This is a genomic window from Methylomonas koyamae, from assembly GCF_019669905.1.
Taxonomy (GTDB): Bacteria; Pseudomonadota; Gammaproteobacteria; order Methylococcales; family Methylomonadaceae; genus Methylomonas; species Methylomonas koyamae.
The window spans coordinates 352,171-371,045 of record NZ_AP019777.1 but is presented as its reverse complement, the minus strand read 5'-3'; the positions used below and the strand labels follow the sequence as shown (position 1 = coordinate 371,045).

Annotated in this window: 18 protein-coding genes and 1 riboswitch; of the genes, 1 reads left to right on the top strand and 17 read right to left on the bottom strand. The window is 60.4% G+C overall.

The genetic code is table 11. The features are described 5' to 3' along the window. Positions 1 to 2: 2 nt before the first annotated feature. The 7 genes from MKFW12EY_RS01745 to MKFW12EY_RS01715 all read right to left on the bottom strand — a co-directional run bounded on the left by MKFW12EY_RS01745 (position 3) and on the right by MKFW12EY_RS01715 (position 6,974). Positions 3 to 416, bottom strand: coding sequence for a TM2 domain-containing protein (locus tag MKFW12EY_RS01745; protein ID WP_054763848.1), 414 nt, complete (start codon positions 414 to 416; stop codon positions 3 to 5). A gap of 128 nt (positions 417 to 544) precedes the next feature. After that, positions 545 to 1,585 (bottom strand): nicotinate-nucleotide--dimethylbenzimidazole phosphoribosyltransferase, encoded by a 1,041-nt coding sequence (gene cobT / locus MKFW12EY_RS01740; RefSeq protein ID WP_221053905.1) that lies wholly within the window; start codon positions 1,583 to 1,585, stop codon positions 545 to 547. Between the two features lie 8 nt (positions 1,586 to 1,593). Continuing rightward, entirely contained in the window at positions 1,594 to 2,121 is a 528-nt protein-coding gene (gene cobU, locus MKFW12EY_RS01735; RefSeq protein ID WP_054763677.1) for a bifunctional adenosylcobinamide kinase/adenosylcobinamide-phosphate guanylyltransferase, read from the bottom strand. Continuing rightward, complete coding sequence (locus MKFW12EY_RS01730) at positions 2,114 to 2,557, bottom strand: universal stress protein (RefSeq protein WP_054763676.1); 444 nt, start codon at positions 2,555 to 2,557, stop codon at positions 2,114 to 2,116. Before MKFW12EY_RS01730 ends, cobU begins: the two co-directional genes overlap by 8 nt. Positions 2,558 to 2,571: 14 nt before the next feature. Beyond that, entirely contained in the window at positions 2,572 to 3,078 is a 507-nt protein-coding gene (locus MKFW12EY_RS01725; RefSeq protein WP_054763675.1) for a hypothetical protein, read from the bottom strand. 2 nt (positions 3,079 to 3,080) lie between these two features. Then, positions 3,081 to 4,967, bottom strand: a complete 1,887-nt coding sequence (locus MKFW12EY_RS01720) for an ATP-binding cassette domain-containing protein (RefSeq protein ID WP_054763674.1) — start codon at positions 4,965 to 4,967, stop codon at positions 3,081 to 3,083. A gap of 141 nt (positions 4,968 to 5,108) precedes the next feature. Next, positions 5,109 to 6,974, bottom strand: a complete 1,866-nt coding sequence (locus tag MKFW12EY_RS01715) for a M48 family metallopeptidase (RefSeq protein ID WP_221053904.1) — start codon at positions 6,972 to 6,974, stop codon at positions 5,109 to 5,111. A 115-nt stretch (positions 6,975 to 7,089) separates the two neighbouring features. Here MKFW12EY_RS01715 and MKFW12EY_RS01710 point away from each other — a divergent pair, with 115 nt between their 5' ends. Next, the gene (locus tag MKFW12EY_RS01710) at positions 7,090 to 7,275 is read left to right on the top strand and encodes a hypothetical protein (protein WP_157199655.1); all 186 of its coding nucleotides are present in this window, start codon (positions 7,090 to 7,092) and stop codon (positions 7,273 to 7,275) included. Between the two features lie 154 nt (positions 7,276 to 7,429). On the opposite strand, the gene MKFW12EY_RS01705 is transcribed toward MKFW12EY_RS01710, so the two are convergent. From MKFW12EY_RS01705 to MKFW12EY_RS01660, 10 genes are all read right to left on the bottom strand, one after another. After that, a complete protein-coding gene (locus MKFW12EY_RS01705) occupies positions 7,430 to 7,921 on the bottom strand; it encodes a DUF4411 family protein (RefSeq protein WP_054763672.1) in 492 nt (163 codons plus the stop codon). Beyond that, positions 7,918 to 9,057, bottom strand: a complete 1,140-nt coding sequence (locus MKFW12EY_RS01700) for an XRE family transcriptional regulator (RefSeq protein WP_221053903.1) — start codon at positions 9,055 to 9,057, stop codon at positions 7,918 to 7,920. The genes MKFW12EY_RS01705 and MKFW12EY_RS01700 overlap by 4 nt, the downstream gene beginning before the upstream one ends. 688 nt (positions 9,058 to 9,745) lie before the next feature. Then, on the bottom strand, positions 9,746 to 11,956 hold the full coding sequence (locus MKFW12EY_RS01695; RefSeq protein ID WP_221053902.1) for a cytochrome-c peroxidase: 2,211 nt from the start codon (positions 11,954 to 11,956) through the stop codon (positions 9,746 to 9,748). Positions 11,957 to 12,080: 124 nt separating this feature from the next. Further along, the gene (locus MKFW12EY_RS01690) at positions 12,081 to 12,914 is read right to left on the bottom strand and encodes a hypothetical protein (protein WP_221053901.1); all 834 of its coding nucleotides are present in this window, start codon (positions 12,912 to 12,914) and stop codon (positions 12,081 to 12,083) included. Between the two features lie 125 nt (positions 12,915 to 13,039). Then, positions 13,040 to 13,804, bottom strand: a complete 765-nt coding sequence (locus MKFW12EY_RS22960; RefSeq protein WP_054763593.1) for a hypothetical protein — start codon at positions 13,802 to 13,804, stop codon at positions 13,040 to 13,042. Positions 13,805 to 14,004: 200 nt separating this feature from the next. Then, a complete protein-coding gene (locus MKFW12EY_RS01680) occupies positions 14,005 to 14,223 on the bottom strand; it encodes a hypothetical protein (protein ID WP_054763594.1) in 219 nt (72 codons plus the stop codon). Positions 14,224 to 14,353: 130 nt separating this feature from the next. Further along, positions 14,354 to 14,932: a cohesin domain-containing protein gene (locus tag MKFW12EY_RS01675; protein ID WP_221053900.1), complete on the bottom strand. Its 579-nt coding sequence runs from the start codon at positions 14,930 to 14,932 to the stop codon at positions 14,354 to 14,356. A gap of 18 nt (positions 14,933 to 14,950) precedes the next feature. Continuing rightward, on the bottom strand, positions 14,951 to 16,633 hold the full coding sequence (locus MKFW12EY_RS01670) for a hypothetical protein (protein ID WP_221053899.1): 1,683 nt from the start codon (positions 16,631 to 16,633) through the stop codon (positions 14,951 to 14,953). Beyond that, a complete protein-coding gene (locus MKFW12EY_RS01665; RefSeq protein ID WP_245006409.1) occupies positions 16,630 to 17,421 on the bottom strand; it encodes a hypothetical protein in 792 nt (263 codons plus the stop codon). The genes MKFW12EY_RS01670 and MKFW12EY_RS01665 overlap by 4 nt, the downstream gene beginning before the upstream one ends. Positions 17,422 to 17,495: 74 nt before the next feature. Then, positions 17,496 to 18,326: a hypothetical protein gene (locus MKFW12EY_RS01660; RefSeq protein ID WP_082410030.1), complete on the bottom strand. Its 831-nt coding sequence runs from the start codon at positions 18,324 to 18,326 to the stop codon at positions 17,496 to 17,498. A 62-nt stretch (positions 18,327 to 18,388) separates the two neighbouring features. Continuing rightward, a riboswitch (cyclic di-GMP riboswitch) is annotated at positions 18,389 to 18,468 on the bottom strand. Positions 18,469 to 18,875: the final 407 nt, after the last annotated feature.

Below are 18,875 nucleotides of genomic sequence, written 5' to 3'. Positions count from 1 at the left end.
GGTTATTTCAAATGGCGGCCCTTGGCGTCTTTATCGATATGGCCGGTAAAAATCAGCACGCCTTCGATAAAGCCCCACATCACGCCGAAACCGCCGGTACCTAACGTGACCAGGGTTTGCAGCAAGCCCAGCATATAAAAACCCAGATAAATCCGGTGCAAACCGATCGCACCGAAGGCAATGCCCAGCAAGGCCGCCAGCATCCGGCTCTTCACCGGCTTGACTTCCATCAGGTAGGCGCCGACCGGGCTGACTTCACTGACTTTGCCGTCATCATGGTCGAAATCGACGTCGTCGCCGGATTTAGGCGGCTCTTGCGAGGTCCACTGGTCAATATGGAATTCGTAAAACTGGTTTTGGTATTTGATGACGCCGGTTTGGCATCTTTCGTCGTAACTCTCGATATGTCCTAGCATGGCTAATCCGCAGTGGTTTGAGTTGCTTTTATTATGGTGCCGCGCCGGATCGAAGCGGGTGTGCGCAGCGCCGGCCATGATACGGGAAAGCGCCATGGCCTGCCATCGTCCGCAACCGTTGCCGGTTCTCAGCCCTGGGACACTCCGGCTTCGGCAAAGGTAGCCATTTCGTTATGCAGCCGGCAGGCCATTTGCAGCATAGGCACCGCCAACGCCGCGCCGCTGCCCTCGCCCAAACGCATGTCCATCGTCAACAGCGGCCGGGCGTTGAGCGCCTGCAACACCCGGCTGTGACCCTTTTCCGCCGAGCAATGGCCGAAGAAAAACCAGGCTGCGCAGCCCGGATTGATCCGCGCCGCCAGCAAGGCGGCGACGCTGCTGATAAAGCCGTCGACCAGGACCGGCAAACCCTGCTGCGCGGCGGCGATATAGGCGCCGGCCAGCGCCGCAATCTCGAAGCCGCCCAAAGTTTGCAGGATGGCCAGCGGCGTATCCAATCGCGGGCGGTGGCTTTGCAGCGCGGCCGCGATCACCGCGGCTTTACGGTCGATTTGCTCGGGCAGCAGACCGGTACCGGCGCCGGTAATCTCGCTCGCCGGCAGTTGCAGACAGGCCGCCGCCAAGGCGCTGGCGCTGGTGGTATTGGCGATGCCCATTTCGCCGCCGACGAACAACTGCGCCGCGTGGTCCAGCGCGCGGGCAATCGCGCGGCGGCCGGCGGCCAGCGCAAATTCCAGTTGTGCGGCGGCCATCGCCGGGCCGTGCGCGAAATTGGCCGTGCCGGCGCCGGCGCGGTCGGCAATCACGTTCGGCAGCGCCACCGGCTGGCGCAAGCCGGCATCGACCACTTCGAAATGCGCGCCGATATGCCGGGCCAGCACGTTGACCGCAGCACCGCCGGCGGCGAAGTTTTTCACCATTTCCACGGTCACCGCTTGCGGAAACGCCGATACGCCCTCTTCGGCGATACCGTGGTCGGCGGCAAATACGCTGATATAGATACGGTCGATGCCCGGCGCTGCGCTGCGTTGCATCGCCGCCAAGCGGGCGGCGCATTCCTCCAGGACGCCCAGCGAACCGGGCGGCTTGGTCAATTGCTGTTGGCGTTGCTGGGCTTTCAGGTAATAGTCGGCCGCGGGCGCGGCAATCGGCTCGAAGATCCAATTCATCGGCGGGATTAAACGTGTTTCAGAATTTGCGGCAGACCGGCCGTAACCAGTACCACTTTGTCGCAGAGTTGCGCCAGTTTTTGGTGCAGGAAGCCGGCTTCGTCGACGAAGCGGCGCGTCATCGCATCGGCAGCCACCACACCCATACCGACTTCGTTGCTGACCAGGATGATGCGTTCGCCGCTGGCGTCGAGGGCGTCGAACAGCGCTGCGCTGTGGCGGCGAAAACGATCCTCGTGCAGATTGCCTTGCTTGTCGAACAGTACGTTACATAACCACAGCGTCAGGCAATCCACCAACAGGCATTGGCCGCGGCCGGTCTGTGCGGTAATGGCTTCGGCCAACGCGACCGGCTCTTCCAGCGTCGTCCATTCTGCCGGCCGGCGCTGCCGGTGGTGGGCGATGCGCGCACTCATTTCGCCGTCGCCGGCTTCGGCGGTAGCAAGATAAACCACCGGCAGGCCGCTGGCCAAGGCCTGTTGCTCGGCGTAGCGGCTCTTGCCGGAACGGGCGCCGCCCAGCACCAACTCAATCATCGGCCAGGCGCACCGCCAGCACGTCGCATTTGGCGTGGTGCAACACGCCGTTGGCGGTGGAACCCAGCAACAAGGCCAGGCCATGGCGGCCGTGCGAGCCGACCACGATCAGATCGACCTGGCGTTCTTCGGCGACGCGGACGATTTCCAATTTCGGGCTGCCCATCTCCAGCCATTGCCGCTCGACCGGTACCTCCAGTTTCTGGCCCAGCTCGGCCAGGCGTTTTTTGGTGGCTTCGATCAGTTCCTGGGTCAAATCGACGTCGAACGGAATCATCGGCCCGTAGGCCGGATCGGTAATCGGCAGGTTGTCGACCACATGCACCAGACTGAGCTGGGCCTGGTTTTGCTCGGCAATCCGTTTGGCTTTTTCCGCGACTTGGCCGCCGTGTTCGAAAAAGTCGGCAGCCAGCAAGATGTGTTTGTACAGAGTCATAAATGCGCTCCAGGTTAATCGGCGGCGGGGCCGGCGAATAATAAGGTCATAACTTGCGAGGAAATCAGTATATATAAAAACGCCAAGGCCAAACCGAAAAGGAAGGGCCGGTCCAGCGCATTGCGGAAGATGTGGCCGTTGACCAGCCAATGCCAGAGCATCATGCCCATCACCGCGATGAAGGCGAAATCGCCGATCTGGGTTTGCAGGCTGGCTACGGCCGGAATCGCGCATAAGCTGATTATGGCGTCGGTACCGAGCAAGGCGGTGAAGGTCTGCGGAAACCGGGCGGTTTTGCCGGCAAAATACAGCAGCGGATAACAAAACCCGACCAGCAAGGCCGTTTCCACCGCGATTTGGGCAATGGCCTTGTTCCAGGAGCCGTCCAACAGCAGAACCAACAGATTCACGCCGATATACGGCACGAACACCAGCCGGTACACCACCGGAGCGGCCGGCACATCCTGCGGGCCTTTGCGCAGGATGGTAATCTCGAAAAACAACACGATCAGTTGATACATGGTCACTCCGCTTGTTGTAGGTTTTCCTCCGCGGCCAGCCAATCCATCTCGGCTTGTTCCAGTGCGCTGTCGATCTGGCTTTTGCGGCTTAGTAGCTGTTTCAGTTGTTCCTTATATTGTTCGGCGTAAATCGCCGGGTCCGCCAGCAGTTCTTCCAGATCCCGTTGTTGCTGGTGAAACTTCTCCACCGCGGCTTCGGCGGCTTTGACCGCATCCAGCAGCGGCTTCAAGCGTTGGCGGCGTTCGGCATCCTGTTTGCGCTGGTCCTTGCGCGACACGTTATTGGCCGAATCCGCGCCGGCGGCCGCGTCGTCGCCTTTTTTCTGCTCGGCCAGCCATTGCTTGTAATCGTCCAGATCGCCGTCGAAAGGCTGCAATCTGCCGCCGGCCACCAACAGCAACTGGTCGGTGACCGAACGCAACAAGTGCCTATCGTGGGACACCACAACCAGCGCACCCTGGTATTCCTGCAAGGCCACGCTCAAGGCGTGGCGCATTTCCAGATCCAGGTGGTTGGTCGGTTCGTCCAGCAGCAATAGATTGGGATTCTGGTACACCAGCGTCGCCAACACCAGCCGGGCTTTTTCGCCGCCGGAAAACGGCCCGACCGGCTCGTTGACCTTGTCGCCGCGAAAATCGAAACCGCCCAGGAAATTGCGCAAATCCTTCTCGGTAGCCTGCTTGTCCAGTTGCTGCAAATGCCACAGCGGGCTTTCGTCCAGCCGCAACAATTCGAGCTGATGCTGGGCGAAATAACCGATATTCAAATCCTGGGCGCTCTGCAGCTTACCAGCCAATGGCGGCATTTGCCCGGATAAAACTTTGATTAAACTGGACTTGCCGGAGCCGTTGGGACCGAGCAGGCCGATGCGGTCGCCGGGCGAAATCGACAGGCTGGCATTTTTGACCACGACCTTGTCGCCGTAACCGATGTCGGCTTCTTCGATTTTCAGCAGCGGATTCGGCATCCGTTTCGGCGGCGGAAAAGCGAAACCGAACGGCGAATCGACGTGGGCCTGGGCGATGATTTCCATCCGCTCCAGCGCCTTGATCCGGCTTTGCGCCTGACGAGCCTTGGTGGCCTTGGCCTTGAAGCGGTCGATGAAGCTTTGGATGTGGGCAATCTCGCGCTGCTGCTTTTCGAAGGCGGATTGTTGCTGCGCCAATTTCTCGGCCCGCATCCGCTCGAAGTCGGAATAGTTGCCGGTATAAATCTCGGCCTTGCCTTGTTCGATATGGACGATGTGGTCGGTGATCGCATCCAGAAAATCGCGGTCGTGCGAAATCAGCAACAGCGTACCGGGATATTTGACCAGCCAATCCTGCAAGTAAATCACCGCGTCCAGATCCAAATGGTTGGTCGGCTCGTCCAGCAGCAACACGTCGGAGCGGCACATCAAGGCTTGCGCCAGATTCAAACGCATCCGCCAACCGCCGGAAAACGAACTGACCGGCCGGGCTTCCTGCTCGCTGGTAAAACCCAAGCCGTTCAGCAGCCGCGAGGCGCGAGCCTGGGCGGTATAGCCGCCGGCGTGTTCCAGGGCCGCATGCAATTCCGCCAGTTTCAAACCGTCGTGCGCCTGCTCCGCCGCAGCCAACTGGGCCTGCAACCGGCGCAAGGCCTGGTCGCCGTCCAGCACGTAATCGATTGCCGAACAGGACAGTGCCGGGGTTTCCTGGGCGACATGGGCGATCTCCAGATTCGGCGGCAGCGAAAACTCGCCTTCGTCGGCGTGCAATTCGCCGCGCAACAAGGCGAACAGGCTGGATTTGCCGGCGCCGTTGGCTCCGGTCAAACCGATTTTCTGGCCTTTATGAATGGTAAAGGACGCCCCGTTAAACAGTTGGCGGCTGCCGCGGCGTATCGCGATGTTTTTGAAATTGAGCATGGTGGTGGCAAAAACGTTCGGTTCGGCGACATGCCGAACCGGGACGGCGATTTTAGCGCGGGATGGTGCCCTGGGTGTGACGGATTTTGTCGCGCCGCGGTCGCAACCGGCGTAATCGGCTGCGGGCTGCGGCCGAGCCGGCTAGCGCCGGTAAACTTCGCTACCGGCCTTGATGGCGCGTTTGGCGATGGCGGCGTGAGCGCCGGACTTGCACAGCACAAACAGGTTTTGCGGCAGCCGCAGTTCGGCAACCAGCCGTTGCGTCAATTTTTTCTCGCTGGCAAACCAGCCTTTGGCAAACACGACGACGTAGGATTTGGCCGCGGGATAATGCTGCATCGGTTTTTCCGCCAGCCAGACGCGCTTGATGCTGGCGATGTTTGCCGCGGCCGTCCGCACTGCGGCCAAGGTATCGGCATCGGCTTGCGGGCTGGCCAACGCGTCTTTGCGCGTCAGGTTTTGCCGTTCGAGTTCGGCGGCGCGGTCGATATCGGCCTGCCGTTCCGCCCGGCGCAGCCATTGCTCGGCTGCGCCGGCGTCGCCTCGACTGCGGTGGAAATATTCCAGCCAGCGGCAACCGTCGATGGCCAGTTCCGGCTTGGCCTGCATCGCCGCCTGGATCGAGTCCGCCCCGGCCGGATCGCCGCGTTTCAGTAACAGCCGGCCGATCACGAAATCGGCGTTGGCGTCGGGGTGGGCGGCGCGGTAGCGCTGGAATAGCGGCAGCGGATCGGTGTCGGGCATAAACTCCTCGGTCAGCATCGCCAGGCGCCAGTGTTGTTCGGCGCTGAGCTGTTCGGCCGGCAACTGCGCCAATTCGGCGAGTTGTTCGCGGCCTTGCCGGCAATAGCGGAAACGTTCCCGCCAATTTTCGCCGTGGCGTTGCAGCCAGAGCCGGTCGAAATCGGCCAACACGCTTGGCAAACGCTCGCCCAACCAAGCTTGAGCCGCCGACAGCGCAGGCAGTTTCGGCAGCGGAGTTCCGGCTTGCAGCGCCTGCAAGCGGTCGTTCAAAGCCGGGTGGGTATCGTAGTGGCCGGTCGCAATCGCCAACGCTTCGGCGGACTTGCGTTGCAACTCGTCGGCCGCGAACGGCGCTTGGCTAAGGAAATCCCGCAACGGGCCGAACGGCGCGGCCGGTTGTTCGTTGCAATCGGCCTGCTGAAAAAACGGCGCCCAGAACCGCTCTGAGACCAAATCGCTGACCACATAGCTGTTGACCAAAGCCTGCGCTGCATCGGCGCGGCTGGTCAATTGCGCGGCAACGGCATCGGCGGCGAATTCGTTGCTGCGGGCCAACGCGAACGAATAGGCGGCAAAGGTCGGCGCATACCAATCGAAGAAGCGCCGCATCAAGCTTGCGCCGATGTTTTGTTGCTGCTCCAGGCCTTCGACGATGCGTTGCCAGCCCAGCCTGACCCGATAAATCCAGCCGCCGAAACGGCCATGCGCAGCCGACAAATGGCCCAATTCGTGGGCGACCACAGCTTCGGCCTGAGCCGGCGTCAGGCTCATCAACAATTCCAGGCCGAGGATCAACGTGTTTTTCGGAAAGCCGAACACGCCCAGCCGCGGAGTTTGTACGATGGCGGCGTTGGCTTCCGGCGTTAAAATCACTTGGTGAATCCGCGGCGCGCGCAGTTGCCGGCTCAGGGTTTTCAAACGGTCGAACAGTTGCGGATATTGCTTGGCGGTTAGGCGGTAACCGTCCGGCGCTTCGAACTTGACCCACAGCGCCCTGAGCAGCACATAGATCATGCCCAAAATCACGAAAATCAATTTCTTCTTCAGCAACAGAATTGCAAACGTGGTGCTGGCCAACGCGGCCCAGCCGATGCCGACGCTGAGCGCCAACAAGGTAAACAACACGCCGAAGATCACCAGATAACCCAGTAAGGCCATCAGGCCGACTTTGGCCCGGTACAGCTCGGGCCGTTGCAACGCCTCCCGCTCCGCGCGGCAGATCAAGGCTTCCAGGTGTTCGCGGCGTTCGGTCGTGGTTTTCATCGCAGGCTCCGTACTGAGAAGGTTGGGTTAGCGGCATCGGCAAAAAGCCGCCGCTATGGCGGCCCGGATATCATAACCAACCTAACGGAAAGATTGTGCGGTTAATCTCGGAGGAATGGACGCCGCCAATAGCCGAACGCCGATTTCGAACGATGCCTTTGCCGCCTTGCGCGGTATTGTCGATTTGGCCGAATACTTTCAATTCCAGCAAGCAGATATCCGCCGGGAATGGGATTGGAGAGCTATGGTGATGGAGTGCGAGGGAATGAGCGGTATCGACCCGACAGAGACAGTGGGTTGAACTTTCAAATGACCGGTAATGGATCATAAGCTGAATCTGCGTTTGTGGAAGTAGGCTGGGTTGAATGATAATGAAACCCAGCTAAAGCCATTAAAACTGGGTATCGCTACCGCTCCACCCAGCCTACGGCCCTGCTTCTCTAATTCGCTGAAAATTAACCCTCCAAAACAAACCTGGCATTCAATTCCCGCAGAAACTGAAACGTGTCCAGGCACGGCACGCCGAATTCGCGGCAAATATTGGGAACTTTGACTTTCTTGGTATTCGGAGCCAGCAAAGCTTCGTGAGTAACCACTGTCGCACCCAGGGTTTTAGCTTTGGCGATGAGCCAGGGATCGGCTTTCGCTAAGAAGTTATCGCGGTTGCCGGGATTATAATCACCGGTTGCGACGCTTTGGACAATAACGGAAAAAACCGACTGAGTTTCGGCGTCATCGTTGTCGATGAAATGTTCCGGACGGAACTTGACCCATTCGGCCAGTTCGTCGTCACCGTCTCTGAGTTCTTTTCCAATCATCTGCACACTGGCGACCAAGCCCAATTGAAATTGCCGATCCAGCCAATCCCAATAGGCCGGGCAAATGTCCATGCCGTAATAGAAATTCTTGGCTTGAATGTAAGTATTCGAATCCAAAAGATATTTCAAACGCCCAACTCCTTGGCAAAGGTGGCAATTTTGTTAGGTTTGATGCCGCCCAATAACTGGCTAGCTTCACGGAGTAAAAGTTGTCCGCAGAGCGCCTGACTAACGACGGCACGAGAAAAACGCTGGCTGATTTGAGCTTTTTTGGTGCGGTAATACCCGGGGCCGCCGCTGTCTTCGCGATCCCGATAGACTGCTTGTTGGGCGTTGATATATCGCTGGTATTCGCCCAGGGCGATGAAATTCAGTGTCAACGCGCGACGCGCCAAGGTCCACGTGCTGACGTGGAAATGTGCTTCCAGCATCGGCAAATTGGCCTGCCAGCTTTCCAGGTCGGTTTGCCATAGAGTTTCAAATTCAGATGCCGGGACTAAAAATTCTGCGGCGACGGCATTGCAAAGTATTTCTTCTTCGCGATGCGTGTGGGTATTGGCATCGGAAATGCCGGACTGGCCGATCCAGATATGGCAGAGTTCGTGGATCAAGGTGAATAGCCGTGCGCCTAGGGCATCGGCATGGTTGACGAAAATGATCGGCGCGTAATCGTCAGCAATTGCAAAACCTCGAAACTCTTCGACGCGCAATGGTCGCGTGTAGTGGCCCACATCGCTTTGCCGCATCACCAAAACCCCGACAGACTCGATACGGTTGACCAAATCGCGGTAGTAATCCTCCCAACTGCCGCGTTGCGGATGATTGCCTACACCTAGCGCGATGCGCATATCGTGGACGATGGAGCTTACCTCATCTTTGACGGCAAAGCGGCCAACGATAGGATTTGGACCGACGAAATGCTGTTGCAAGTAGTCTTTGTACCATTCCTGGCGCTGTTGCATCAGCTTTATCAGGTCGAGCAATTCCGCGCTGAGTTTACGGTTGGCTTGGCCATCGACGGTTCTTAAGTCGGGAATAGGCAATTCGTCGATTGGAGGCCGGGTTAGAAACAAATAACCGAAGGGGATATGCGCCTTTTCGGCGTAAGTCATAGCTTGCTTGAAGGTCAACGGCCGGCGGCCGGATTCCCACTCGCTGAGTTTATCTTGGCTGACACCGCATTTCCGGGCAAATTCAGACACGGCGATACCGGAGCGCTCACGCGCCCAGGTCAGCATGTTCGTATTGATGTTAGCGGTGGTCATGAGTCTATTTTTCTTCTAACGAAAGAGTACTAAAACATAACGCATACCGAGAATCTTTTGATGATGTCGCGCGCAGACGTGAGGAGATCAGTAGGGGCTTATTATCGACAACGTGATAAGGGCACCTGTAGCGTCAGTCGGGCTCCAATCTTACCATGCCGGCCTGATACGCTATGTTTCTTTCCGATCATTAGGACAAACCCCATCCGACTTTCCCTCCCGGCAAACCTTTGCGTGCAGCCCGAAAACCGCCCTTTCATGTCCCGGCGGCGTAAAGGCCGACGCAGTTACCAAAACCGGCCGATTAACCGAGACTGACGTATGGATGGCCTGGTTGCATTTTTCACAACCTGAGCCTGCGGGCGGTCTTTGCGGCCCTGGGTGCTGGACCACAATTCCGAACAGGCAATCCGGTTTCATTTGCTGACCAAGAGTTGCGGCTGGGTGCATTCTCCGGCCTAGCCGGAGCAGTTGCGTTTACAGGCCGGCGATCTGGTGTTGTTTTTAGCGCACGCCCGCAAACACTGGCTCAGTTACAGCCCGAGCGACGCGACGCCGGATGTGCCCGGCGGCCGCAGCGCGCATTGGCCGCAAGGCGGGAGCGGCATGGTTTGCGGTTTGATCGAACCGGGCATTATGCCGCTGCCGATCCGACACAGGTTACCGGCCGATACCGCAACAACCGGGCTCAGGGCGCCAGCCGCTGTTCGAACGCCGGTAGCGGTTCGGCCGCGCCTTCCGCGCCGACGGCCGGCAACCGTAAATACTCGTCTTTGGACAAGCTGGCGTGCAGCGGATTGCCGGCGACGGTCGCGACTTCGTCGCCGCTGTGGCCGTGCGGGATCTTCAGCTCCGGATGGTCGAACGGCGCACGTTGGTAGCGGACCCGGTCGTCGGTCAGCGTTTTCAGGAAGGCCACCAGATCGGCCCGGTTTTGGGCATCGGTTTGCAGCGTCGGTTGCGGAAATACCCGCGTCACGTGCTTGCTGTCGTTCTTGAAGTTGCCGCCGCGGCTGTAAAACTCGACCACCTGCTCCAGCGTCGCCATGCTGCCATTGTGCATGTATGGGCCGGTCAGTTCGATATTGCGCAGCGACGGCGTTTTAAAGGTCGCCGTCACGGCGGCCACCATTTTCCGGTTCACCGCCTTGTTCAGTTCGGCCGATGCCGCGGCCGGCGTCGGCAAGAAGGCGTTGACCAGCGGCAGGAAGCAATTTGCCGTGGATTGCGGCTGCGGCATCAGCCCGTCGATTTGGGTAAACAGGTTAGGCAACGAATACGGCAATTTCAGGTTGGTCGCCACCGCGTCCTGGAAATCGCAGGCACGCACGGCGTTGACTTCGCTGTCCAGTACCGCTGCGCCGTTGCCGGCCAACAGTTGCAGGTATTGGAGGCTGAACGACAACGGATTGCCGAAATCGTCGACGCCGCCGGCACCGATATCGTTGGCTTCGCGGCTGGCGCCGTTGGACGAGAAGCCGGTGTCGTAAAACGCCGTGACCGGCAAGCCGCCGACCAGCAACGGAATCCGGTTGACTACGTTGGTGCTGGCGCTGATACGAAAAGTCGGCTCGCCGAAGGCTTCCGGATGGCTTTGGGCGATGGCGGCATTGGCGGCAATCGAGGCCGAACTGAAATTGGGCCCCAAATGGCATAGCGCGCACTGGTTTTTGCGGAACTGTTTCAAGCCGTTCAATTCCGCGGCACTGAGATCGACCGGCTGGTGGTTGGCGTCGCGGGCGCTGTTGTCGAACGGCGCTTGGTCGGAAATCAGCGTGCTTTCGTACAACTGAATCGCCAAGGCGAAAAACATCGGAAAATTGGCTTCCAGTTGCGTGTACGGCGCTTGGCCGGCCGGCACGGCAAGCGGCACCGAGCCCGAATACGACCAGTACTTGGCGTTAAACGCTTGCCGCACCAGCGAGCCGTAAGGCAGACTCAAGCCCGGATTCAATTTTTCCGGGTTGCTGTTGCTGTAAGGGCCGAGCACGCTGTCGGCGTGGTGCACCAATTGGTTTTGCAACGGCGCGCGGTACAGCAGTTTCCGGCCGACGTCCAGCAGCGAGCGGTTGCTGCAGCTCATTTCGGTATGGTTGGCCGGCGGTGCCACGGCCAGCGACGCCAGCGACGAGTTTATTAGGTGCAGGCGTTGTTTTTGCACGTTTCTGGGGCCGGTTTTGACCCAGACCCCGGCGTCCGGGTCGCGGTCTCCCCACGGGCTGCTGCCGTTGAAAACATTGTTGGCGCGGCCGTCCCAAAAACTGCGGTGGTTGAACACGGCGTTGATGACGGTCGGCGCATTGCGCGGCGTGACGCGGCGGGTGCCGTTGGCGCCGACGCGAAACACCGGATCCGCCGCCCGGTTGCAAATGTCGGTGCCGCTGGTGAAGCGGTTGACCCCTTTGAATTCGCCGGCGAACGTCCCGGCCGAACCGACCACGTTATCGGTATCGAAAACCACTGCGGAATCCGCCAGCGGGTCCAGCCGCTGATGCAATGGAAAATCGGCCAGGCTCAGCGTGCGATTCGGGCCCAGCGGCGTAGCGTCGCTGCTGTCGGCGAAGATTTGCTCGGCAACCGGTTTGGATTGGCCGCCGGCGGAAATTTGGTTTTTGCTGCGGCCGTCGGCGCCGGCTTGAAAATGGCACGAAGCGCAGGCCATGCCGTCGCTGCCGACGTTGCTATCCCAGAACAAGGCCTTGCCCAATGCAATCGCCGCCGGCTTATTGACCACAATCGGATCGCTGCCGTCGGCCAGGCCCGGCACTGGCGGCACCGGCAAATATTTCAGGCTGATCGGCATCGGCCCGAGCGGCAATTCGGCGGCAAAGACTGCCATAGAGGCAAACAGCATGGCGGCCGCCAGCAGTGGATGGGAACAGTTACGGAATGTGCGCATGGTCTTACTCGGGGGATTGGCAAACGAAACGGATCGAACGGGCGATTAGATTGATGAAGCCCGCCGTTTTAAGGCGGCGGTGGCCTCGCCGAACGTGGGCCGGCGAGGCCTGGTCCGCTAGGGTTTAGGCGGCTAGAGACGACTTGCGTTTCAGGCCCAGGAAGCCGGCCAGTGCGCTGCCGAACAACCAGACCGCACCCGGTACCGGCACGGCTGCCGGCGGGGTGTAGGTTGAAGCCAGGGCCGACGCGGTGACTTTGACGGTGATGTCGCCGCCGGTGCCGGCCGCATCCGCGCCGCCGACGAACAAGGCGTACCAGCCGGCTTGCAAATCGTTCAGCGTCAAGGTGGCGAAACGTTTGCTGGTAGCAAAGGCCGGATTGCCGGTGACGCCGATGCTGCCGCTGACGCCGGTTTCGAACAAGTTGTCGATACTGATGTCGTGGGCGCCGGAATTGACCTGGCCGCCGTAGGAGTTGACGTAGTTGTTCGCCGACGAGCTGGCGTAACCCAATGTTTCGACGATACCGTTGGTGCCGGTAGCCCAGATGATGCCCGGATCGCCGGCCTGGCCGACCGAGTTGAATTTATGGATTTGGCCGGTCAATTCGGCCGGGGTGTCCTGGCCGACGGTATCGCCCGAATAAGCGACGTTGGTTCTGAAAATAGAAAACGCCGGAAAATTGCCGGCCGAAGAGCGGGCGTCTATCGTCACGCTTTGCGCCGAAGTCGGCAGATAGAAGTTGGTAAACGCGCCTTGCATGCCCCAGGCATCGTAGGTCAGGGCCGCGTTGCCGGAAAAGCCGACCGTGCTGCCGTTAAATGCGGCATTGGTGATCGTGGTGCCCAGCTCGACGCTGTTGTCGCCGCCGGTCCAAGCCGCAGCCGCCGGTTGTGCGGCCGCCAAAGTCAAGGCCGAGGCCAGCATCGAGGTTTTGAAAATTTTATTGAATGCCATATTACATACTCCTATTTGGGCACCGCTACAGCGGCGCCGGAATGGTTCCGAATTGGGTAAAAATGCGTTGTCGGGCGGGCCTGCCGCCGGTTACCCGGCAAAGGCCGCCCGTTTGTCGGGCCGTATCAGGCGGTTTTACGTTTGCCCAAGCCCAGGAAGCCGGCCAGCGCGCTGCCGAACAGCCAAACCGCGCCCGGTACCGGTACCGGTTGCACCGGTTCGCCGCCGACCGTGACTTGCATCGGGTTAAGGTCCAGATTGGCGCCGGTGTCGTAATCGGTCGCCAGGAAGGTCAGTTGGTAGTCGAAATGGTCTTGGCCGGTGGCGCCGGTGAACGGATTGGTGCCGGTGGCGGCAGTGATGGCGTCGCCGGTGTTAAAGCCCGCCACTGCGTCGTTGATATCCAGCTTGTAATCGCCGAATGCGATCACGTAGTGGCCGGCATCCAGTGCGGTCGCCAGGTAGGAGTCGCGCGACATCAAAGAACCGTCGGCCCAGCCGTTGGTGTTGCCGGGCGGCGTGTAGCTGGAGCCGTCGTCGGCGCTGGTGACTTCGGTGTCCAGCGAGACGTAATCCTGGTACAGCCGGAATTGGGTGTCGGCCAGCGTGATTTCGCCGTCGCCATTCAGGTCGACGTAAGAGCCGGGATGCGAGCCCCAGCCGTTGCTGTAGCCTTCGTTGGCGCGCACGTCGATGATCACGTTGGCGGCCGCACTCAGCGTAAACGACCAATAGTCGACGGTCGTACCGGCACCCAGCACCGGATCGGTCGCTTTATGAATGGTGCCGTTGACGGTGGCGGCCTGGGCGCTGGAGACGGCTGCGGCCGATAGCGCCAATGCCAGCAGGGATTGGCGGAGAAGCGGAGTTTTTTTATCGATGTTGTGCATGGTTAATCCTTTGTAAAACGAAAAATTGCGCCGGTTACCGTATTTTCCGCATCCGCGCGTATCTTCCCGGATACGTCGCTGCGGGCGGACACTGACTAATGTCCGCGCTAACGGAGCTTGGCGTAATTACTATTACAATTAGTGTGCCTTTATTGAATGCCTTTAAATATCAATCTGTTAAATGCATTGAATTAATTGAACTATGTTAAGAAAAGGGATTTCCACAAAACTTGTGTGATTTGGCTCACGTTTCGGCGACCGGCCAATAGCCGCTTGCCGCCCAGGCGTGGATCAAGCTTGGCAACTGATTCGTTTACCGCCGGTTTGGCCATAGCTTCGGCGCAAATGCCGTTAAGCCAAGCCGCCATCGGCAGGGATTTCCGGTATCCGGACAGCAGGAATGCAAACGAGTCCAGCATCTTTGGCGCCAGAGCTGGCACCCGTAACAGCGCAAAAGCGATTCCCTACCGGAAAAGCAGGAAACCGCTTCGGCTTGGCGGCCATAACCGCCGCCGGACAATATCGGCGCGGAGTACGGATGTCGCCAGGCTAAGCCCGGCGGCGGTACAGCAAACCCAAGCCGGCGGCCATCGCCGCGCAGGCCGGAGGTAGCGGCACCGTTGTAATCGTGGTCGGCGCCACGTTCGCCGGCAGCGGGTCGCCGTTGGCGTCGGCCAGCGCGTTGACGTTCAAGCTCAATTCGCTGCTGCCGTTGGCCAGCACGTCGAAATTGACCACGGCCAGCGTGAAGCTGTCGGCCTGCAACGCGTGTAATTCCGCCGCGGTATCCAACGATAATTCGAACAGATTCAGCCGGCCCGTGCCGGCCAGTGCCGCAGTAGCCGGATTCGAACCCAGGTCGAGCGGGTCCAGTTGGTTGTCCAAGGCCGGATCGCCGAATGCGGTGCCGACATAAGCCAAAAGGCCGGCGTCGAATAGCAGGTCCAAGTCGTAGGCCGCCAACGACGGCGCAGCGCCGGCGCCCAATCCCGATATCGAGATCGCGACGCTCAGTGCCGATGCGCTGTGAGCGATCGGCACCAGGTTCAATCCGATCGCGGCGCCAGCCGCTGCCGAATTCGATAACAGCCATGCCCCGATCAGGGCCGAGCTAAAGCGCTTGTGCATTTGTCCAATCTCCTTTTATTACATGACACAACGCGGCCGGGTGCACGATGCCGCCAGCTTGCGGGCATCCAGCACGTTAATGGCGCCGTTACCGTCGATGTCGCGCGGATCGCCCGGCGCGGCGCGGCGGCCGCGGCCGGCTAATACCCGATCGATGTCGGCCTGGTCGACGTCGCGGTCGGCGTCGATATCCCCCAGCACCCGTATCGCTTCGCATACGTCCGGCAGATGGTTGGCATTGGTGTCGCCGACCCGGCGCTGTGCGATATCGGCCACATCGGATTGGCCGTTTTGGTTGCAATCGGGGAATACCTGCAGGTAATACACGTCCTGCTCGCCGTTGAAGGTGGCGGTGTAGGCGATATGCGCGGCGTTGGCGTCGGACACCAGGGTCGAATAATCGCCGATCTTGGTCGATGCGTGCGGATAGGCCAGCGTGGTATCGAAGGCCGGGCTGACCGGCACGTTCTTGCTCCAGGTTTGGCCGCCGTCCCAGGAATAGCTGTAATACAGGCGCGAGACTTTGTAGCTAGCGCTGTCGCGGGTGTCGTACCAGACCGCGTCGATGCGCGAATTCGGCGCCACGCCCATCATGCCGAACCAATTCCAGTGGTGTTGGCTGCGGCCGTCGTCGTTGATGCGTACCGGCGCGCTCCAGCTATCGCCGCCGTCGAGACTGCGGACAAAGCTGATATCCAGATTGTCCTCGCCGGGCGGATCGACCGTCGCCAACAGGTAGAGCTGGCCGCGCATCGCACCGGTCGAGGCGTCCACGCCGACTTGGACGTCGCCGACAGGGCCGTATTGGTTCGGGTTTTGTTTGAACAAAAATAGCGGCGCCAAACCGCCCAGATCGACTTCCCGGCTATCGAAGGTTGGGATTTGCGCCGGGTCGCGGGCGTTCAGCGACCGGGAAAACAGGTGGCGATGCAAATTGCGGTCCGGCTGTTCGGGGTCGAACTCGGGCGGCTCCAGCCGGCCGGCCAGATACAACTCGCCGTCGTTGCCGACCCGCATCGTGCCGAAGGTCGGCGTGCTCGGAATCGCCAGCGGCGGCTGGAAACTCGCGCCGCGGTCGGTCGAGCGGACGAAGCATTTTTCCGCCAGGCAATCGCGCCAGACCAGATAAACGTGGCCGTCGCTGGCGGTCCCGCTGCGGTCCACGGCCATCTGCGCCTTATCGCCGCCCTGGCCGTAAGCGAACACCGGTGCCTCCCAGCTGCGGCCGCCGTCTAGCGACTTGATGACTTGTATGTCTTGCACGAAGGTGTAGCTCGGGTCGAAATGCAGGCTCTGGTAATAGAAATGCCCCAGCGCGTCGACATCCAGCGTCGGATTGCTGCGGCCCTCGCCCGGCGTAATCGTGCCGGCGAAATGCCAATGTTTGCCGGCGTCGGCGGTATAAGCCCATCCGCCTTGGCGAAACGACGACGCCACCGAATCGAATTGGCGCCAGGAAACCACGATATTGGCGGGGTCCAGCGGATTCAGCGCCAGGCTGGGTTCGTTGGCCGCATCGCCGACGATATTGCGGCCGTCGGCGGCGACATTGACTTGGCTGCTGAGGTAAACCCCCTGGCGATATTGCTCGGCCCCCGCAGCCCACGGCCAGCAAGCGGCCAGCACCGCGACGGCCAGTGCTCGGCGTGCGGCGGCATGTTCCGGCCCGGACCGGCCGTCGCGGTAGCGGACGGCGCTCACGCGTTGCGGCCTGCGCCGCTACGGCCGATGCCGAGACCGGCCAAGCCCGCCGCGAACAGCAGGAACGCCGGCGGCAACGGCACCACCGCGGTTTGTAAATTGAAGTTGCCGACTATGGCGCCGCGGCGGCCGTTCAAATGGTCGTAGCCCTCGCCCAGCCCCAGATCGCCGGAAAGGCTGAAACTGTCCGAATCGAGCCCCATCACGACATTAAACAAATTAAAGGATTCGGCGCGGAAGGAAACATGGTTATACAAGCTCCAACCCGAGCGGCCGCTGACGGCGTCGATATTGGCGGCATCGTATTCCAACGTGTAATCGCCGGACAATATGCGGTTGAAGTCGGTACCGGTATCGACGCGGAAGCGGAACACGCCGGCCAAGCCGATCGCGCCGCTGACGGAAGCCGCGAAGTTGGCCGGGTCGAAATCGAGGGTGGTCGGTTTGCTGCGGCGGCCGGTCAAATTGGCGACCTGGCCGGGGTTGACGGCCAAAGCCAATCCGTTGGCGGGGATTTCGCTGACTCCCGGCACCAAGTGGTCTTCCAGAATCTGGTTATAGCTGCGGCTACGCGACGCCGGCGCGTCGAAAAACTCCTCCAAGTACATGGCCGGAGCCGGAGTTTCGTCGATCGCGATGGCTGCCGCCAGCGCGTTGCGGTCGAAATTTACGGTCATCGCGCCGCCGGAGACTGTGGCGGCCGCGGCCGGCGCCGAGATTGCCGCCGCCAGCAGCGCGCCTGCGCTTAAACGGGAGGTTAATAATCTAACTAACTGGATGTTCATCATGTTCGCGGGTGGAATAAGCTTACGAAGTCTGTAAAAACGCACCCGGACGCACTAGCCCGGGTGCGTTAGCCGGCTCAAGCGGAAAGGGCCGCGCGTTTGCGACTAACGGCTGCCATGACGCCAAATAACCCGCTGCCGAACAACCAAGCCGCAGCCGGCACCGGAACCGCGGCCGGAGCCGGCGAAACCAGGCTGAAACTACCGGCACGGCCGGCTTGGCTGAGGCCGTCGCCGCCGAACAGAAAGGCGCTGGTACTGGCGGACCACCACAGTTCGCCGGTAAACAGCAGTTTGTCGCCGTCGGTCGTCACGCTAATGTTGCGGGTATCGAAAGTGGTGGAGGCAAAGCTGACGTTGTTGGTCAAAGCCCAGCCACTATTGACGCCGTTGTTGCGCGCCGCGACGTAGCCGAATTGGTAATCGCCGGACAGCAAGGTACCGGTGAAGCTGCCGCGGGTCATTACCACGCCGTTCAAGCCGGCGACGCCGCTGGCAGTAAAGCTGGAAGCATTGGCCAACGCATCCTGGCTGCTGTCCCAGGCCAGCGTGGTGGCTTTGTTGTTACGGCCGCCGCTGCCGAACGGAATGCCGGTGCCGGCCAAACTGGACGGGTTGATCTCGAACGACAGCGTGGCCGGCGCCGGGTAGCTGCCGGTCGGCACAGTTACCATCTGCGACGCGTCCATGGTGTCGGCCACCGGTTTGTCGAAATAATTGGCGACGTAATAACCGGTGAGCGCGCCGTCGCCCAGGGTCAAGCCGGACAACAAATCGTCCGGATGGTCGAAGGAAATGTTGAACACGCCGCCGTTCAAGGTGCCGGCGTTTGCCGCGTTCGCCAATGCCAGCGCGGCGGCGGCCAGGAAGCAGCGTAGCCGCAGCGATTTCGATCCAGTCTGTTGCATAATTTTTTCCTTAAATTGAAAGATACAATTGGCGGATTCAAGCCGCCGATGGCTCTCGTTCGAGAGGCGGCCCGGCTGTCTCGGCATAGCAAGACCCGCGGCTTTCCGGCTCCGTCTTGCGGCGGATGTGGCGAAGCGTCTCTTCCTTGAGGCCGTAACGGATCGCATCCGAACGGCGCATTCCTTGCTGTCTGCGCTGCCCGCTAACGCGCCGATCCGGGCGCAATTGCCGGCCGGGATGCGTTACGGTCACTGCGGTCGAATTTGCAGATTGTGTGCCAGTTGCATGCAGTCCGGACAAAGGGCACGGAAAATCGCACGACTGCCGCCGCCGAGCGGTTGCGAGGCGCAGCGGCAGTGGGTTGGCGACAGGCAGACAAGATGTTGGCAGGGGCATTGGATTGGCGGCCGCCGGTTGCGGCCGGAGTCCGCGGCGGCGGCCACCGGCAAGAAGCGGTAACCAAAAACCGGCGATATAACCCAATTGGAAATTAAATCGCCGTCGATAAGCGCTTGTAAGAAAACACCTTTATTTTCGATGGCGGCAAA